Here is an 18341-nt window from a genome sequence, read left to right on the forward strand (position 1 = left end):
AAGAGCCGATTTTCCGTTCAAGAAAATCGGCTCTTTGCCTGTAGCAATCATCCCTCCAGCTTCGTCTCGATCGATAATCCCTCGACATGCTTGCGACTCATCATTTTACGCTTCTTCCGGTTCTCTTTTGTCTCGAATACGATGTCCATATCGTAATCGCTCGGATACAGCTCTTTGCCTTCAATGTGCAAGACGAGCCGCTTTTTGTTAATTTTATACTTTTGATTTTGGATCAATACTCCAACGATGCCTTTGGAATCTTCCGCGGCAAACACAATGCCGGTCCTGCCTAAATAGGAGATGAATACACAATCACCGACAGCAAATGGCTTGCTACGTTCAGGCGTGGCTGTGGCTGTTTCTGGAAGCACCTGAGGCGTATCTTCACGCCTTTCCTCTTCTACTGCCACCACCGCTTTTTCCGTTTCTTCGATGACTCGTGTCTCCACGTAGCTTGGAGCCTCATATTCTTCCTGCTCATCGTCCCGAGATTGTTCCGGCCCGTCAGTAGTAGAAGTAGTGTAAGTTGTGGCCGTGAATCCATTACGTGAAATTTCACGAGATCGCTGAATCATTTCAGTCGGGATACCCAGCTTCAGTGCGATCAGGAAGGCGTAGCTCTGGCCAGCCTCTCCGATGCGCAAGCGATACAAGGGCTGCAAGGTCTCTTCATCAAATTCCATTCGTGCATTTTGGAATCCGGCTGTTGCGGAAGCAAAATTTTTGATCTCGTTAAAATGCGTATTCACAATCACTGTCGCGCCTCTTCTGTGCAGCTCCTCCAATATGGCAATTGACAAAGCTACTCCTTCTCCTGGGTCTGTTCCTGTAGCCATCTCATCGATCAAGACAAGGGTCGAGTCGTCCGTAATCTTTAAGATATCAAGGACATTATGAATATGCGAAGAAAACGTGCTTAGCGCGTGCTCGATGCTTTGCCCATCCCCGATATCTGCCGCGATGTTACGAAAAACAGAGAAGCGACTGCCTTCCTGCACAGGTACCAGCAATCCGGACTGCACCATCATGGTTAAGAGCCCGATGGTTTTTAGCGTCAATGTTTTCCCACCCGTATTGGGACCTGTAACAATGAGTGATTTGTATTCGCGCCCAATCTTAAAATGCAGCGGGACCATTTTCTCACCGAGTAGCGGATGCCGTGCTTCTTTCACATCGATAATCCCTTTTTCATTGAGATCTACATTCGCACCTCCTATTGCCAGTGCATACTTCGCTTTTGCAAAAAGGAAATCATACATGCCGACGGTCTCGACATTTACCGTGAGCTCATGCGTGTATTCTTCTGCGACGGCAGACAATTGCATCAGTACTTTTGTTACTTCGCGTTCTTCTTCTGACTTGAGTGCTGTCAGCTCGAACTGCACGGTACTGATTTCTGTCGGTTCCATATAGACGGTTTGACCGCTCGCCGATTCGTCTAATACACTTCCCGCTACTTGCCTGCGATGTTCTTTTTTGATGGGGATGACATAGCGTCCGTTGCGTGTACTAATGACATTTTCTTGCATGATCGAACCATATTTGTTCATGATGGAATCCAGCTGTCTCTTCAAACGTTCTTCAAAAACGACGATGCGTTTGCGGACCTTCAACAAGTCTTTGCTGGCCGAATCTACGACTTGCCCGTGGCGGATGCATTGTTCGATTTCATTCTTCAATTTATGGACTTCATACATCGTTGCCGTATAGGAGCTGACACGCGGCGCCAACTGTGCTTTTGTCGCCATGTATTTCGAGAGCTGGGAGCAGCTGGTCAGAAACACGTTCAGATTCGTAAAATCATTCACACTGAAAACGTAGCCCGTCCCCAGGAGGGAGAGGATTTTCTCCATCCCTTCCAGCGCGGGAATCGGTACACTTGCTCCATATTGCAGGATCTTCTTGGCTTCTGCGGTTTCGTCCAGCTTATTCCGCAATACTTTCATAGAGTCCAAGGGCATCATCTGCTCTACATGCTTTTTCCCTACGTACGATAAGGCATAGTCCATTACTTTTTCTTTGATTTTGCCGTATTCGAGACGCTGTAATGCTTTTTCATTCATGATTGATTTCTCCTTTTTCGATAAAAATACAAAAAGGGCGAAGAATGAACAAATGTCATTCTCCGCCCTTTTTTTGGGATACCTAAACAAAGCGCAACCAAATAAAAAACCGCGCTGAACACAGCACGGATTTTGGGCGCAATGATAGGTATTTAACCTAAGGCATTGTATGATATCCGTTGTTCTTAACTAATTCCAAGGTCGAAAATCATCCAGCACAAAGAAACTTTGCTATATGGCAAAATTTCGGATGATGAATCAAGACCTTCTTTATGGAATTGCTTTAGTTAAGAACGACCGCCGACATCAACATCTCTCCCCAGTTATGGTAATTCCTAATATAGCGTATACGATCTGCAAACGTCAAGCCACTTCAAATTTATACACCTTTACACCGTATCCAGCAAAAATATTGACAAGCTGTTCGTTTACCACGTCCCAGTCCCCACCTGCTAACCCACAACCGATCCCGTATGGAATAGCAATCGTATGATTTTCCTTTTTCGCGATGGCGAGAACCTCCTCTAATCCTTTTTGCAGCATGTCGTATTGGGTGTAGACGCCTTTTTTTCCATAACCGAGCTGTCCGAATATGTTGGCAATGTACTTCCCTTCCTCTACAGGACAAAGCAATACTTGTCCCAGCAGCTCTCCCCGAGCATTGTCATACTGGTCGCAAAGTCGTTTGTATACCGTATAAACGCTCGGATACTTGGCTCTTATTTGCTTGGCAAGCCCCGCTCCCATCACACCCATACAGTTGACCTGCTGCACGATCACATTTTCTGTGGCTTCCAAAATATTGCCTGAGACAACCTGGACCCATTCATTCATAACGCTCTCTCCTATCCCTTAAGCTACTGGCTGGGCTTTCTTCTTCCTCCTCAAAGCATACAGACAAACAAAGTAAAGCAAGGAAGCAGCCACGCCGAGGACGTAAAACTCAGGCAGAACCAAAGTAAAGGAACGCGTGACCATAAAGAAAAGCAGCATGGTCGCGATCACACCAGCGACGATGTACAGCAAAGCCTCCAGCAGAAAAAGGACGCTCCCCCTGCGTAAAGGCAATCGCTTCACGATCCAATCAATGACAAATGACTGCGGAATCCCCAAAAGAAACACCGTCGGAAAAATAAACATCGCACCGGGAATGACGAAGAAGCGATCCTGAAAATACAGAAACGCAGTCCCAAACGTAAACATAAAGCTGGTGAGTATCCCTGCGATAAACCGGTCAGCCATTGAACCTTCACTCCTTGTCTCGTTACACCTGCTCACGCATGAACAATTCGGGATAGATCAGCACAAGTCCGTTCGAATCTACTGTGATGTTCTCCACGAATGTTCCTGCCCGGTATTGATACACCGAAGTTTCCCCTCTATTTTCTAGCAACGTATACTGCTGCTGCACTTGTTTATACGTCAGCTCATAGGCAGAAAAATAGGCTACTTGAATGGACTGTGGTTCCAACGGAGTAAACGACAAGCGCCGGATTGGCAGTGTATTCGTGAAGGGTGTACAAGAAATATCAATATCGATGCAGCCAAATAGTTCGGGAACGGATTCGCCCGCTGCGTTTGTCCACTTCCCCCTGCCATCTGATACGAGATGCAACGCTCGTTCTTCCCCCATCATTCCCAAGGAAACCTCTCTCGTGACCCAATTGGAATCAAGGACAATGTCATAGTGGATTCTCGTTATGGTTGCGTCATCCCGCTTCCCGATTACCATGCTGTTGACAAGAATTCGGTTCGCTCCCTCATGAATTCTCACATGCTCATAACCTGCACCTGTACTCGGCTTCCAGATCACATCTGTTGGTAACATGCTAGTCCCCCCGATCATTTGTTCCCCTCTTATTCTATCATTGATTGGATGAAAATGGTAGAGTTCCGTTTCTTCGCCTTTCCTAACGCATACCTATGTGAAAGATTGAATAGGATAATTTTACCAGAATCAAATGGAAAGGAGACTATCCATGCAAAATGCCTCCTCCCCCTCACAATCGGAAATGCTGTCCATCATTCGCCATGGTCTACCACGTACCCACTCACCCAAAAACATCATCATCGTTGGCGCAGGAATGGCTGGGCTCGTTGCAGCCTCGTTGCTAAAAGCTGCGGGACATAACGTGACCATTTTGGAAGCGTCCGATCGTATCGGCGGCAGAGTTTTCACATTGCGCTCTCCTTTTTCTCACGGTCACTATTTAGAAGCTGGCGCCATGCGCATTCCTCATACGCATGAACTTACTATGGCTTACGTCACCAAATTCGGTCTTTCCCTCAATCCGTTCATCGCAAGCTCACCTAACGACATCCTCTCCGTGAATGGCATCAAAACCCGCCGTTGGATCTATCAACGTGATCCAGACATCCTCCGCTTCCCCGTAGCCCCACATGAAAAAGGGAAAACCTTTTCGGAGTTGGCTCAACAAGCAATCAAGCCTGTCATCGATTTCATCCAGCTGAATCCAGCGACAAACTGGCCAATCATCGTTAAGCAATACGATCGTTTTTCCATGGATCAATTTATGCGCTTCAATCCCGTTGGCCCTTCCTTATCTGCTCCCGCTGTCGATATGATAAAGGTCATGACTGGCTTCGAAGGCTTCCCCGAGCTTGCCTTTTCCGAGATTTTAAGAGACTTTATCCTGTTCGACCCCTCTACTCGCTTCTACGAAATAACAGGGGGATTTGACCAGCTGCCACAAGCATTTCTTCCTTCCTTGCATGAAAATATGTACTTCCAGCACAAAATGACGAGAATCGCTCATACCAGAAACCATGTAACCATATCCGGCATGCAGACCAAAACAAACGAACCGTTTCAAATTACCGGTGACATTGCGATTATTACCATCCCTTTTACCGTTTTGCAATTTGTTGAAGTTGAGCCATACGACACGTTTTCTTATCAAAAATGGAAAGCCATTCGTCAGCTTCACTATGTTTCCTCAACCAAAATAGGCGTCCAGTTTTCTCAACGCTTCTGGGAAACGCAAGGAATAACGAGTGGACAGACGCTGACTGATGCTCCTATTCGCTTTGCGTACTTTCCCAGCCATGGCTTTAATCAGCCTGGTGGTGTCGTATTGGTTAGTTATACTTGGGAGGATGATGCCCTACCCTGGCTCAGCATGACAAAAGAAGAACAGATCATGCAAGCAGTCAAGCAACTGGCTGCTATTCATGGAGATCAGGTGTACAACACCTTTGTCACAGGGGTCACACATAATTGGTCATTACAGTCTTATAGTGCTGGAGCTTTTGCCTTTTTCAAACCGTTGCAGGAGACGGAAATGACCCCATACATTGGCACGCCTGAAGGAAGAATTTATTTTGCTGGGGAGCACACCTCTAATGAGTATCACGGGTGGATTCAGGGGGCGATTGAGTCTGCTGTGAGGGTAGCTCTAGAGGTCGAGAGAAGGTAAATACGCTACGAAATGAAAAAAGCGGAAGTAAGTACGGATAAAATCCCATACCTTCCTCCGCCGGTTGTCCATTTCTTTGATTATCATAGATTACGAATTCTTCTCATATTCTCTTCGCAACAGAGACAGCTTCACGAGATCAATGTACATCCCGTTTTCATATTCCGTTTCTCGATGGATTCCTTCTATTTGAAAGCCAAATTTTTGGAGCAAATGAATGGATGCTGTATTTCTTGTATCTGCGTCCGCTTCCATTCTATTCAGGTTCATTTGCGAAAATCCGTACGCGATGATTGGCGCCAGTGCTTCCGACATGATCCCCTTATTCCACCACGCAAAATTCAGATCATACCCAACCTCGGCTTTGTTATGAACGGCATGATAATTTTTGTAGCCGCAGCTGCCTAGAAATTTTCCAGTGGAACGATCAGAGACCGCCCACCTGAGTCCCTGTTTTTGTTCAAACAAGTCTTGATACCAACGAAGCTCCATTTCAGCCTCTGCCATCGATTGAAACCTTGCCACACCCACATATTTCGCGACTTCTTCATGAGAAAGCACTTCATAAATATCTTCCAAATCATTTCGATCAGGTTGTCGAAGGATTAATCTGTCTGTTTCTATGATAGGAAATTGATCAAATGCAGTCTGGTTACTCACGATAGAACCTCCTAGTAGACATGGTCGGAAGTAGCTTCGTCCCATTCTCACCTTCCATAATCTAGTAATGATATGGTTATTATAGGTGAGTGAAAGTCGTGTAGGCAATTCCTACATATATTCCTTTGTTAATTTTTGTAACCTTCCCATCTCATCAACGTTTCTACCTTTTGATAAGAAACTCGAGAAAAAGGTGATTGGATGGACACGTCAAACAGGTGGAAACGGATTTTCTCAAAAAGTATTCCAGCAACGATGCGGCTATATTTAGCTTTTTCCTTCTTCCTTTATGGGATGGTGAAGATTCCTGGTCAATTCAGCCCTCCCCAAAGGTTTACGTTTGATCCCAGTCAAGATGAACCGCTTACTTTGGCTTGGCACTTTTTTGGATACTCACGCTTTTATGAAATATTCATTGGAATCGCTGAGCTCTTATGTGCCTTACTCATCCTTTTTCCAAGAACCAGAACTGTCGCAGCCGTATGTCTTTTTCCCATTACATTAAATATTACCATTGTTGATTTTGCTTTTGATATTTCTGCTAAGAATTACAGTCTACTCCTCACTGTGATGTGCGGTTTATTGCTGTGGGTAGATCGAAAGAAATTGTATGGGCTGCTTGGGAAATAAAGAATTGGGAGGCTAATGACGATGACCCCTTTTTTATCTATGGTTTTGATCGGCCTTTTTGTCGTGACAACTTTATACTACTGGTGGAAGGAAAGTAAAGTGAAAGGCACGGATCGCTAATATCGTAAAGCCTCATTCCCTCCTTCTGCCTGAGGAAATGAGGCAAACTGTTGTTGCCCTATTTTTCTATCTGAATAGGAACTTCCCACTTTTGATCACTGTTCTCGATCACCTTCAAGGTATAGCCCAGTGTAAGCTCCTTTGGTGGGTTGCTTGTATAAATTTGCACCTTACCTTTCAGCTCTACATTCCCTTGATCATCTTTCGTCTGTTTTCCATCGAAAAACGCAAAGTATTTTTCTCCTGTTTCATCTACAGCACTCCATTTTTGTACGGAAGCGATATTTTGGGCAAGTGTTCCTTCCACATCAATCTGGATCGTACTGTCAGAAAACTGATAGTTTGTAAAAGTAAATACGTTCCCAGCTTCTTCTGCTTTAACTGGCTCTTTGCTCATCTTTTCTGGAATCAGCTTTGCTTTCAAGTCGGCTGATGTGTAATCATAAAGCTCTTGTAGCTTGAGCGTCATTTTCTTTTGTTCTGTGATTGGTGCTACAAGATGAATTTGCGTTGGCTTTTGACCAGCTTCTTCAGAGTAAAGGTCATATCTGGTAATCATGTTTTTACTGATACTCGTACTGCTCATATCTACCTTATCCCAAGAATTCAGGCTGATATCATCCCAAGCTGCAATTATTTCTCCTTTGTCGTCAACAAGTTCGTAACCCAGTCCCATTGATTGAGGAGCCTCCAAGACCAGTTCGGTTCCGCTAGGGGCGAAGTTAACCTTGCGAAGCAAAATCTCCTCGCCCTCGGATGTGGTATGACGCTGATTGACTTCCACCGTTTTCGTCGCAGCTTTGGCCTTGGTCAAATCTACTGGAATCGATAGCTGCCATTTCCCCTTGGTCTCACCGATTTGGGAGAGCGACACCTCAACGATCACTTTATCGGGCAGCTGATTCCCTCGGTTTACGTATGTGCTCAGCTCTCGATGCCACATAACATAGTCAGTACCTGTCGGATAAAACTGCCAGTAATCCTCATCCTTTGGAAGCAGATTCTTGCCATTTGTATCTTTTAGGACAAGGGAGTAGTTCGTATTCATATCATTTGCATCCAAGACTACCTTCCCATTCTTATCCTTTGCGGTTCCAACCACCAAGAATCGCACGGGATCAGCAAGAACTTCTTTCACCTCTAGCGTAATTCCTTGATCAGTTACAGACAGGTTAGGCGTTTGAACGAATCCGTTTTTGACCGCGTGTAACATTCCTGCATCTGCGTTTTCAAAGGTAGCAAACAAACTGTTCGATACAGGAACTGCTGCTTTGGGAGCATTGGCCACATACAAACCATTTACGTAGTTTGCAAAAGAGGGTGATACCATTGTTCCAAGCGAGACCACCAGTGCTAATCCAGCTACGGCTACTGTCGTTTTCTTCATAATATCCAGACTCCTTTTTTTCCACTTGGCTTGTTTGAGCTTCGTTCGATCCACACCTTGATGGAGGACACTCAGCGGATAAGGGGGCAGCTTTTCTATGATCTTCCCGGCAACCCGATCTGTTTCTGACTCTTCCATCACGAAATCTCCTGCTTGATCTTGCCCTTCAACATACTGGCTCAAGCGCTGTGTGCACTTTGGACATGCTGTTACATGGTCATCTATTTTCTTGTGCTCTGACATTGAAAGATTGTGAAAGAGATAGGCATCAAGCTGTTCATTACTCAAACATCTCATCAGTGAAAGTCCCCCCTTTTCCTGATTTTTACGATCGCCGCTAACAGCTTGCTTTTTCCACGGGACAGACGCGCGCGAACGGTGGTAACCGGGACAGATAATCTTTGGCTGATTTCCTCATAGCTTAAAAATCGGAGGTAGCGCAGTTCCAAGACGATACGGTACTTTTCCTCGATGGTCATCAATTGCTGTCGTATGAATGATTGCTGTTCTTTTTCCAGATAAACCATCTCCGGGGTACGCGTATCGGCCAGTTCATAATCCTCGCCAGTTATCGTCGGTGTTCGCTTCCATTTGCGAAGCACATCTAAGCAATGATTGGCAGCAATTCTGTATAACCATCCGCCAAATTCAAAATGGGCTTTATATTCCGGTAGGTGATAATAGGCTTTGATAAAAATCTCTTGGACGATATCTTGAACGTTTTGCGGATTCCCCAGTCTTTTGTGGATGATAAAAACGATCTTTTCATGGTATTTGTCGATGATATGAGCATAGGCCTCTTTATTTCCTTGCAGGACCTCCTCGATGATTGCCTTATCATCCTGCATCTATTCCCCTCCTCTCTCTGGATCGCTACTGCAGCTTTTTTGGTCTTTCACATACTAACTACGTCTGGAAGAAAAAACATCCCGCCATTTGCGAATTTTTTTATAAATGCACGCATGAAAAAGAAAAAACCTTGAATGATCAAGGTTTCCAACTTGCCCGATCGGCCCCGGCCTACAGAATCTTCCTGAATGTATACTCCATCTCTCCAGCTAACGCCGCCGGGGTATCACCTGTTTCACGGAAATCATGTGTATAAATCTTTTCATACGGCCCAAAATCCACTTGCTTATAAAATTCAAAGCAAGGGAAGCCGTCATGCGCCCCGTCGATCTGTAATAGACCGTCTCTTTTCGCTGTTACCGATAATAAATAATCAACGGGAGGGGCATATTCATTCAGCGGATTGCTCGCACTTGCACTCATTTCAAAGCTTACTTCTTCATCTGACCGCCATTCCATCTTCCTGCACAAAATGCCCTCTGTACTCGCTTTTCCTTGTCTTACATGAATCGAGCCATCTGGATCGGTAACCTTTTCGGTTGTGATACCCGTGTTTTGATAGGTGAATATCGCCTTTTTCACAAAATCTACGACGACCTCTTGCTCCACTCTGGAACGCATCGCGTTAACGGCATGAGGGGTAAATTCACGTGAATCGCCTTCAAATTGAATGACTTTTCCTGTTTGCGGATCCGTTCTAGGTTCAGTCCACGATGTGGGAATAAATACACTTGCTCTAATTTTGATCAAATTTATCATACGTTAGTACCTCCATGGACAAATACGTGATGTTTTTATGAGGAACGAACTCAACCAAAATGTCTTCAAAGTCTTTGTTGTCACCCATACTATTCACATTCATGGGGACTCGTATCCTTTCCACTCCTACTCTCGGATTCACAAGGAAATCATACGCCATGAGTATCCCTTTCCGAGAATTTTCAAGTATTGGGTCGCGCACCAGTAGTTCAGTAATGCTGGCCTCTTTCTTGTCGTGGTCGTAATCTAAGGCAACATGGTAATCCCAAAATGGGATGGTGCTTTTACTCCCGGCAAAACAAAAAATCGGGAAACGAGCATTTACAAAATGATCAATGACTTTATTGACTTTGTCTGTGGGTAAGTTCTTCGTTGTGTCGTCTAAACAGCTTATGCCTTCATGGATCACGTGATTATAAGGAAAGATCAACAGATGCTCCCTAAATTTCTCTATGTATTTTCCTCGCAGAAAAATAGGACCTATCATCATGTCCTCCTTTATTGGGACGGTTGCGCTATCGCGTATGATTGACCGTCATGTTATGATGCAAAAAGATCGGAATTATCTTGGATTTTATTACATGAATATTATAACAACTCATGATCATTAAGGTGGGATTATCATGTTGCACGAGAATGTTAATGATCTTTATCAAAACCGGTGTATTTTTCTCGTTACGGGGATTATGGCTTCTGGAAAATCAACGGTAGCGCAGTTACTTGCTGAAAAACTGGATCGAAGCGTTCATGTACGAGGCGATTCTTTCCGACGGATGATTGTGAATGGAAGAGAAGAATATATGCCTGAACCTTCTGAAGAAGCAATTCGTCAGTTGCAGCTGCGCTACAAAATAACAGCCTCAACCGCAGACACATTTTTCGAGGAAGGATTCAATGTCGTAGTCCAGGATGTTATCGTTGGCCCCTTATTGGGTGAATTTGTTGAAATGATTCGAAACCGTCCCCTGTATATTGTGGTACTCACTCCCAACGAGAAAGCAGTTGAAAAGAGAGAAGCCACCCGTCCCAAAACAGGATATGGTGCCTGGACGATTTCCCACCTCAATAAAATCTTGCAAACCGAAACACCTAAGCTTGGCATCTGGATCGACTCTTCAGAGCAGACACCTCAAGAAACTGTAGAGGAAATCTTGCGGCGGGTCTTTTTTGAACCCACCAAGTAACTCCATGAAAAAACCTGAGCCCGGTGAAATCCCGAACTCAGGAAACCAAATAGTCTTACCGCTTACACTGCGTACATCGTTGGCCAGAAGTACTCTACGCCTTCTGCGTACAAGAAAGCTTGGAACTTCTTCAACTCATCAGGTGTATTGCGAACCGCCCGAGGAGTCAGACCGTGTTGCAAGCAATATGCTGTCAAATAACCAGCTACTTCACCGACGTTCCACTCTACTGGATGGAGTCGGAAGCAACCATTCGTAATATGCGTAACCCCAAGGTTTTTACCCGCTGGCAGCAGGTTATTTACGCGAACAGGGATTAAGCTTCCCAGCGGAATCTGGAATGGATAGGTAGACACATCAACGTAATTGCGGTTCGCAGTACTCGGGTGCAGATCGATTCGGTAGCTGCCCACCCCAACGGAATCATGGAAGTCTTCTGCTTTGCCTGTTTTGCGGACAAATGCACTCACATGCTGCTCCAATACGGTGAATTCAGCCTTAATCCGACGAGATTCACGAATGTACGGATACATCGCCAGACCATCCTCTGTTCCTACTACATCCTTGCGCAGTCTCAAACCCGGATACCCTTGTCCGCCATCTGGGCGAGGAGCTTCAGTCTGCATCCAATACAGCAGAGAGAGGCTCAGCTGTTTACCTCCATAAAGATGACGCTGACGCTCTTCCTCTGGCACATCAATGATCGAGCCTAGCCAGTAGTCATTTTGTGGCCAGTTAACGGTCGATACGCCACTCTTGTACAGACCGGTTTGGAAGTTTTTCGGATCAGCAATCTGGCGATACGTGAAGAGCGGGAAATATTTGGTACCCGGGAACAGCTCATAGCGGACAGATTCAGCAGTGTTCCGCGGATTAGAACCTGTCCAGCTAAGTAGCTTGTCCGGCCAGAAATCCGCTTTGTAGTTACGCCAGAAGTCATACGTTTCCGGCTTGGCAATTGTATGATTCTCCCCCTCCAAATAATCCATGGCAAAGCAATACGTAAACGCCTGAATATCATTTGGCTGCGGCGGTCCTACAACAGCATTCGGCTCTCCTGTTTGATCGACTGATTCAGCGCCAAGCACATATTCTACGCCGGCTTGCGGGAGCACATCCCCACATTCTGTCGCGTCTAGGAAATACGGAGCTACCAATTCGTGAAAATCATGATGCTTCCGATCTTCTACGGTGATAGATAACACGTTATCGCCAGCCATGCGAACGGCATGCAGCTTGTGATTGGTCAGAATAGTAAGTCTACCACTGTTAATATAGGGAGCAAGCATCTGATAAAAAACAGCAAGCGCTACTTTTGGTTCGTGGCAAAGGCGACTGACTGAGCCATTACCAGGGTCAAGATTCGGTATGACGCGTGCTTCTGCTGTCATTGGGTAATAGTTACGGTAATAGTCTCGCACGCTGTTACGGAACGTGCGGTAGCTTCGCGTGCAACCAAACTGCTCAATCCACGGATGCTCATCTGGCGGTACCGCTTGACTCGTAAATTGACCGCCAATCCACTCGGTTTCTTCCGTCATAATGACTGATTTTCCTGATTTCGCTGCAGCTAGTGCTGCTGCGCATCCACCGGTGCCTCCCCCAATAATCACAACATCAGCATGAAGTTCTCTCATTTTCTCTACCTCCATATTTTTCTTATTATTTGGGTGTTTCTTCCAATAAATACGTCAAAAATGACAATAAGTTACAAATTTCGTAATAAAAACTAATTATTTTTCCATTACTCCTCAACTAACCACTTACATTTTCAGACGCACCTCGGAGCATCATGTACGTATGCAAAAAAATCCCTCCAGCCAGAAATTTTCCAGCTTGAAGGGATTTTGCTACCCAATTATTTAAACAAATTAATCGTGGTAATAATGATCGGCATCGCGAACACATCAATTAGGAATGCACCTACGATTGGAACGACCAGATATGCTTTTCGCGAAGGACCAAATCGCCCAGTCACTGCAGCCATATTCGCCATTGCGTTCGGTGTAGCGCCGAGACCATGTCCTGTAAAGCCTGCGACCATTACGGCTGCATCGTAGTTTTTGCCAAGCAAACGGAACAGGACGAAAATGCCAAACAAAACGATGAAGACTACTTGGACGAACACAATCACGAGCATTGGAAGCGCAAGATCCGCAACTTCCCACAGCTTGATGCTCATCAGTGCCATGGACAGGAAGATTCCCAGTGTAACGTCACTAATCAGGTTGATGCTCTTCATGTCGATTGCTTTCGGATTAAGCTTGTCTACGATGTTACGAACGATAACCGCCACAAACATCGCTCCTACATAACCAGGCAGAACAAATCCGGTTGCAGTTGAGAACAGCTCTCCCAAATACGTTCCCAAGGCCATACAGAAAGTAATGAGCAGTACTTGAATGAAGAAGGTATTCGACGTAATCGGCTGTACTTTTTCTTCTACTGTCTCTACTACTTCTTCTGTTTCAGTCGGCTTGAGATCGTATTTCGTTATCAAATATTTTACAGTCGGTCCGCCAACCAAGCCACCCGCTACGAGACCAAAGGTAGCTGCCGCGATCCCAATCGCCAGCGCAGATTGAATGCCCATATCCTCGAGGGTCTGTCCAAATGCGCCTGCCGCTCCATGCCCACCTTCCATGGAAACCGCGCCCGCCATCATCCCGATCAGTGGATGAATACCGAACACCGAAGCCAGAGAGACACCAATCGCGTTTTGTGCCAAAGCCAAGAATCCACATGCAAGCCAGTAAATAACGAGCAGCTTACCGCCTAGCTTGATCAGCTTAAAGCTGGCTCCCAATCCAACCGTCGTGAAGAATGTAAGCATGAACAAGCTTTGCAAGGAAGTATCCAACTTAATCTCTAATATTCCGGTTGCTTTCAGAGTCGTTGCAATGACAGCGAACAACAAGCCCCCAACAACCGGCGCCGGGATACAAAACTTTTGCAAGAAACTAGCCTTTTTTACGAGGAATGTACCTAATACGAGAAGTGCTACTGCGAGAAAAATCGTCGTTACTTGATTAAGTGCTAACGTCATAGTTGTCTCCCCTTAGTTCTCTAGTAATCCCATGATGGCTTCATTCGTCAAGTAAGCACCTAACTTTACTGTTCTTCCGTTTTCATCTAGTACCGGATTCACTTCACAAATATCAAAAGAAAGCGTTTTCTTATGAGCGGCAACAGTACGAATCAAAGTTCGGACAACCATTGGTGTCAAGCCAAACGGAGATGGAGCACTTACTCCCGGTGCAAAAGCTGCATTTAAAACATCTGTGCACAGTGTCAGCATGACATGATCGTGTTTTTCGATGAATTCATTTACTTGTAAAATAATTACATCCATCCGTGCGTCATCGATATCTTCTTCCAAAATAAAACGGGCACCGAGCTCATCTGCTTTATCAAATAGCTCCTGCGTATTTCCGAAACGTTGAATCCCCAGCACAAAATAGCTGCTGTTTTTGTCGTGTTCTAGTATTTGCCGAAACATCGTCCCGGATGAAGGCTGTATTTCATAAGAGCGTAAATCGAAATGAGCGTCAATGTTGATGATTCCAAGAGATGCATCTTTTCCGATATGCTTGCGGACCCCTGCATAATGTCCGTACAGTGTCTCATGACCTCCGCCTAAAATAATTGGCGTCATGGATTTGGAAAAGATAGCAGCGACGGCTTGACCCAGTTCTTCTTGGGCTGCTTCCAGCTCATCGTTTTGACAAGCAATATTGCCTACATCGATCATACGTTTTCCTTCGTCTACCTTCCAAGGAAGGCTTGCAAGCGCTTGCCGAATTGCGTTTGGAGCTTGTGCTGCACCTAATCGTCCTTGATTGCGTCTGACTCCCTCTTCACATTCAAACCCAATGATAGCGACTGTGCGATCCTTGGCAGCTTGCAATGTATCCAAGTCCGTTATTTCTACAATCTGATGGTAGCGAAAACTACTTCTTCTCTCCGTATGGTCAGTCCGGCCGGTCCACAAATCTGCTGATACATTCTTTGGCAAGCTATTCATCCTTTCTGAACCTTTTGTTTATTGATTATATAATGACAAACTTATTATTTCTAATATATAATTTAAATAATTTGATAGCTTAAAGCTATAAATGGAGGTGAGAGATACTCTTGGACATCAAACATTTGCACTATTTTGTGACAGTTTCCGATCAGTTGAGCTACTCGAAAGCCGCACAAAAACTGCATATTTCACAGCCTTCATTAAGCAACGCGATTAAAAATCTGGAGCAAGAAGTCGGCTCTCCACTGCTCGAAAGAAATACGAGAAAAATGGAGTTGACGGATGCTGGTAAAATATTGTATCAGAAATCGGTGCTGCTTCTCTCCCAAATGAACATGCTGAAAAAAGAGATGGAAGAAGTAAAGCTCACCGGCAGCGGGGATCTCATTATTGGCATTATAGAGTCCGTGAAGCACTGGATTCCAAAAGTGATTCGGGAATATCAGAGGCGTTTTCCCTCGATAAACATCAAGCTGATCGAGGTGCTCAGTGGGAAAGCCGTGAAGGAATCACTGCGAAAATATCACACGCATTTGCTCATTACCAATCAGTCTATAGCTGAGGAAGATATTGAATCATTCCCTCTGTACCATGAGAGATTAATGCTGGTGCTGCACAAGGATCATCCTCTGGCCGAGAAGGCAACTGTTCGATTGGAAGACTTGGCGCGTGAGCCTTTCATCATTAGTACGGAAGGCTTTCAGACGAGGGAGGATATTTTAAAGGCCTTTTCACTGGAACACGTGTCACCGCTAATAAAGTTTGAGATTGAGCGATTTGAAACAGCTTTAACTTTAGTCAGGGAGAATCTGGGGGTTACCATTATTCCAGAGAATTATTTGTCTGGATCGACTGATGCGACGCTTGTTCGGAAAACGATTGAATCCCCTGCGCTGGAGAGAACTGTCTATTTGGCGTATATGAAAAATCGTTATTTGTCCCCGGCGGTGCAGGCTTTTTTAGAGGAAGTTCGAGGGAAGTTTACATCCAGAACATAGCAAGTACCCTCTCATTTACGTAGAGGGTATTTGACTATTACTCCTGAGGAATCGTCACGGTTAGCTCCTCTTCCGTATTCTTCTGATAATCTTTTTTCCAATAGCGGAGTTCTGTATCACTCTTCCATTCAAGCGGGAAGTAGTCGGTGTGATCATCTGCCTGAAACAGTTTTTTCTGCTCCATTGTAGACAAGTCAAACAACCACAAATCTTCGGTTTCCTCGTCTTCCATACCGTATTTTTCTTTCGAATTTATTCCGCTTAATTGAGAAAATGCAGCCCATTTCGCATGCGGTGAGAATTGGAATTGTGAAATATACGAAAATGGCTCACTCATTTTACCGGTTGCGACCTGATAGATTTGCCCGCCGCGATGCCTGCTCGTTCCTGTATCGAGTAAAAGATATTGGGAATCAGGCGACCATTCAAAGAAATATCGGTCTACGACCGCTTCTTTCAATGGAGTGGGCGAGTCGTTGCCAATCTTCCATATGTATGCCTGACCGTCCTCATCCGTTCCTTTATAAAAGGAGACATACTGAAAATTCGGGGACCATTGAGCATGAAATGCTTCCTTATTTGCATACAGTTTTTGTTCGATCCCGTCCATTTGCTGCAGTGTTTCCTGACCCACCTGTAAGTCCTCTAAATCTGATGTTGCTTGCGGGTAAGTAGAAGTATCTAAAAGATTGTAGTATATCTCTAATTCATTTTCTCCGAGTTTTTTAACATGGTGAGTCGCACGATCATAGTAGCGGCGGTAATCTCGATCATCGCTATTGTTAGTTAGTGCAAATGTGTATTCATTTTCTGCCCACTCCCCCTGGTAAGTTCCCCCTTTGAACTGCTCGATTTCCCGGATTTTTTGTAGCACTTGATAGGGGGATAGTTCTTCTTTTGGTTGTTCTGTGGCAGCTGAAGGATTAACTGGATTTTTCGTTGATGAAGGTTGGATTGAACTTGAAGTTGATGGAGTGGGGGGTTGCTTTTGCTATTTCCTGTGTTGAGTTTCCGGTATTTTCGATGGTTGTCGTTTGGCTCGATTCATTCTGACACCCAGTTACCCATGCAATTGAAAGGATGATCGAGAACCATGTTACTTTTAAAATTGCTTTTCTCAAATTTACGCGCCTCCGGATTGGTAAAAAGTAGCAAGATTACATTCCGATTATACCAATTTTTTCATCCTAGATCGATTTCACAATTCCCTATTCATTTTATATAATTGGGAAAGTCTTGAAATTCATGAAAAGTAGGTGATCCTTTGGTTAGTATAGGCGATGCGTCCCCTAGTTTTTTTATTATGATCCTCCCGTTACTTATTTTATTGTTTCTGAACATCATTAACATTGTCATCAGCATTTGGGCATACCGTGATGCAAGGAGACGCGAAAATAGCAAAGAATTCTCAGTCATTGTACTCGTTGCTTTATTGATTTTTCCTATTATTGGGCTCATTGTTTATTTGGTGATTCGAAAAGATAAGTTTTGAAAGTAAGTCCTACGCTCCTCCCCTTTTCTTGATCTTCCCCACAAAAAATCCCCTCAAAGCTATCAGTAAGTGAACGTACTTCTTACTGTCTGATTAGAGGGGGATTCTACCAGGATAACAGGCAAACCTGTGCACGTTACACTGATGTTTTTGTTGAATCAATCCATCCCGTACCATTCCACCACACGGGCAAATCCAGCCCCAATTGCGTATGGATGCTCCGTAGCCGTGATAGGCGAGTATCACCGATCCAATGTAGACGTTATTAAAATAATCCTGATTTCGTTCAGCCAGTCGGAAGGGCCTGCATTTTGAACAGCACCTATATCCAGCTAGATATGATCTCTTTTACCTTTTTCAAGTTATGCTCATTGAATGTACAAACGATCACCAACTCATTCTCGTTGCTATTACTCCAGTAAGAAAATACATCGCCGTTAACAGGGCTTTCTTGAACTACTTTTATTACTTTGTCTTTTTTTTCAGATCTTGCTGAAAATACAGGATTGCCATCCATCATTTTTTTCCCATTACGAAAGGTAGTCTTAAAATAAGGGCTTATCCAATCACCACGAGGAATATCCGCTTTATCTAACAACATAAAAAACATGTCCATCCAATAATTTTCTAAAGCTATATACACGTCCTCATCATCCAAGTAATTATCAAAAGAATGTAGTCCTTTTCTATTCTCCAAAACAGCTTCCCCCAGAGGCGTCATCCATTTTATCTGGC

The 18341-nt window shown here is 44.5% G+C and carries 19 protein-coding genes; 4 read left to right on the top strand and 15 right to left on the bottom strand.

Translation table 11 applies throughout. From position 1 onward, the window contains the following. Positions 1-47: 47 nt before the first annotated feature. The 4 genes from AB1L17_RS26220 to AB1L17_RS26235 form a co-directional block, all read right to left on the bottom strand. Positions 48-2063: an endonuclease MutS2 gene (locus AB1L17_RS26220; RefSeq protein ID WP_412847905.1), complete on the bottom strand. Its 2016-nt coding sequence runs from the start codon at positions 2061-2063 to the stop codon at positions 48-50. A 363-nt stretch (positions 2064-2426) separates the two neighbouring features. Continuing rightward, positions 2427-2897 carry a macro domain-containing protein gene (locus AB1L17_RS26225; RefSeq protein ID WP_412847904.1) on the bottom strand — a complete coding sequence of 157 codons (471 nt, stop codon included), beginning with the start codon at positions 2895-2897 and terminating at the stop codon, positions 2427-2429. An 18-nt stretch (positions 2898-2915) separates the two neighbouring features. Further along, positions 2916-3305, bottom strand: a complete 390-nt coding sequence (locus AB1L17_RS26230) for a hypothetical protein (protein ID WP_412847903.1) — start codon at positions 3303-3305, stop codon at positions 2916-2918. Between the two features lie 22 nt (positions 3306-3327). Continuing rightward, positions 3328-3891, bottom strand: a complete 564-nt coding sequence (locus AB1L17_RS26235; protein WP_412847902.1) for a putative glycolipid-binding domain-containing protein — start codon at positions 3889-3891, stop codon at positions 3328-3330. Positions 3892-4042: 151 nt separating this feature from the next. Between AB1L17_RS26235 and AB1L17_RS26240 the strand changes: the two genes are divergently transcribed. After that, positions 4043-5500 (top strand): flavin monoamine oxidase family protein, encoded by a 1458-nt coding sequence (locus tag AB1L17_RS26240; RefSeq protein WP_412847901.1) that lies wholly within the window; start codon positions 4043-4045, stop codon positions 5498-5500. Positions 5501-5590: 90 nt separating this feature from the next. Here the strand turns inward: AB1L17_RS26240 and AB1L17_RS26245 are convergent, their stop codons facing one another. Beyond that, complete coding sequence (locus AB1L17_RS26245; RefSeq protein ID WP_412847900.1) at positions 5591-6160, bottom strand: GNAT family N-acetyltransferase; 570 nt, start codon at positions 6158-6160, stop codon at positions 5591-5593. A 201-nt stretch (positions 6161-6361) separates the two neighbouring features. Here AB1L17_RS26245 and AB1L17_RS26250 point away from each other — a divergent pair, with 201 nt between their 5' ends. Then, complete coding sequence (locus tag AB1L17_RS26250; protein ID WP_412847899.1) at positions 6362-6790, top strand: DoxX family protein; 429 nt, start codon at positions 6362-6364, stop codon at positions 6788-6790. Positions 6791-6968: 178 nt separating this feature from the next. On the opposite strand, the gene AB1L17_RS26255 is transcribed toward AB1L17_RS26250, so the two are convergent. From AB1L17_RS26255 to AB1L17_RS26270, 4 genes are all read right to left on the bottom strand, one after another. Further along, positions 6969-8594: a DUF4179 domain-containing protein gene (locus AB1L17_RS26255; protein WP_412847898.1), complete on the bottom strand. Its 1626-nt coding sequence runs from the start codon at positions 8592-8594 to the stop codon at positions 6969-6971. Then, on the bottom strand, positions 8594-9145 hold the full coding sequence (locus tag AB1L17_RS26260; protein WP_412847897.1) for an RNA polymerase sigma factor: 552 nt from the start codon (positions 9143-9145) through the stop codon (positions 8594-8596). Before AB1L17_RS26260 ends, AB1L17_RS26255 begins: the two co-directional genes overlap by 1 nt. Before the next feature lie 172 nt (positions 9146-9317). Next, a complete protein-coding gene (locus tag AB1L17_RS26265) occupies positions 9318-9905 on the bottom strand; it encodes a DUF3238 domain-containing protein (RefSeq protein WP_412847896.1) in 588 nt (195 codons plus the stop codon). Then, entirely contained in the window at positions 9883-10395 is a 513-nt protein-coding gene (locus AB1L17_RS26270; protein ID WP_412847895.1) for a hypothetical protein, read from the bottom strand. The genes AB1L17_RS26265 and AB1L17_RS26270 overlap by 23 nt, the downstream gene beginning before the upstream one ends. A gap of 133 nt (positions 10396-10528) precedes the next feature. Between AB1L17_RS26270 and AB1L17_RS26275 the strand changes: the two genes are divergently transcribed. After that, positions 10529-11089, top strand: a complete 561-nt coding sequence (locus AB1L17_RS26275; RefSeq protein ID WP_412847894.1) for an AAA family ATPase — start codon at positions 10529-10531, stop codon at positions 11087-11089. Positions 11090-11151: 62 nt separating this feature from the next. Here AB1L17_RS26275 and AB1L17_RS26280 read toward each other — a convergent pair whose 3' ends face one another. The 3 genes from AB1L17_RS26280 to hutG form a co-directional block, all read right to left on the bottom strand. Then, entirely contained in the window at positions 11152-12726 is a 1575-nt protein-coding gene (locus tag AB1L17_RS26280; protein WP_412847893.1) for an FAD-dependent oxidoreductase, read from the bottom strand. A gap of 221 nt (positions 12727-12947) precedes the next feature. Continuing rightward, positions 12948-14135, bottom strand: a complete 1188-nt coding sequence (gltS, locus tag AB1L17_RS26285) for a sodium/glutamate symporter (RefSeq protein WP_412847892.1) — start codon at positions 14133-14135, stop codon at positions 12948-12950. A gap of 12 nt (positions 14136-14147) precedes the next feature. Then, on the bottom strand, positions 14148-15113 hold the full coding sequence (gene hutG / locus AB1L17_RS26290; protein WP_412847891.1) for a formimidoylglutamase: 966 nt from the start codon (positions 15111-15113) through the stop codon (positions 14148-14150). 110 nt (positions 15114-15223) lie between these two features. Between hutG and AB1L17_RS26295 the strand changes: the two genes are divergently transcribed. Next, on the top strand, positions 15224-16114 hold the full coding sequence (locus AB1L17_RS26295) for a LysR family transcriptional regulator (protein ID WP_412847890.1): 891 nt from the start codon (positions 15224-15226) through the stop codon (positions 16112-16114). 37 nt (positions 16115-16151) lie between these two features. Here the strand turns inward: AB1L17_RS26295 and AB1L17_RS26300 are convergent, their stop codons facing one another. From AB1L17_RS26300 to AB1L17_RS26315, 3 genes are all read right to left on the bottom strand, one after another. Further along, positions 16152-16988 (bottom strand): hypothetical protein, encoded by an 837-nt coding sequence (locus AB1L17_RS26300; protein WP_412847889.1) that lies wholly within the window; start codon positions 16986-16988, stop codon positions 16152-16154. A gap of 49 nt (positions 16989-17037) precedes the next feature. Continuing rightward, positions 17038-17235, bottom strand: a complete 198-nt coding sequence (locus tag AB1L17_RS26305) for a hypothetical protein (RefSeq protein ID WP_412847888.1) — start codon at positions 17233-17235, stop codon at positions 17038-17040. 693 nt (positions 17236-17928) lie between these two features. Next, complete coding sequence (locus tag AB1L17_RS26315; RefSeq protein WP_412847887.1) at positions 17929-18303, bottom strand: hypothetical protein; 375 nt, start codon at positions 18301-18303, stop codon at positions 17929-17931. Between the last annotated feature and the right edge of the window lie 38 nt (positions 18304-18341).

This window comes from Brevibacillus jepli, assembly GCF_047229145.1.
Taxonomy (GTDB): Bacteria; Bacillota; Bacilli; order Brevibacillales; family Brevibacillaceae; genus Brevibacillus.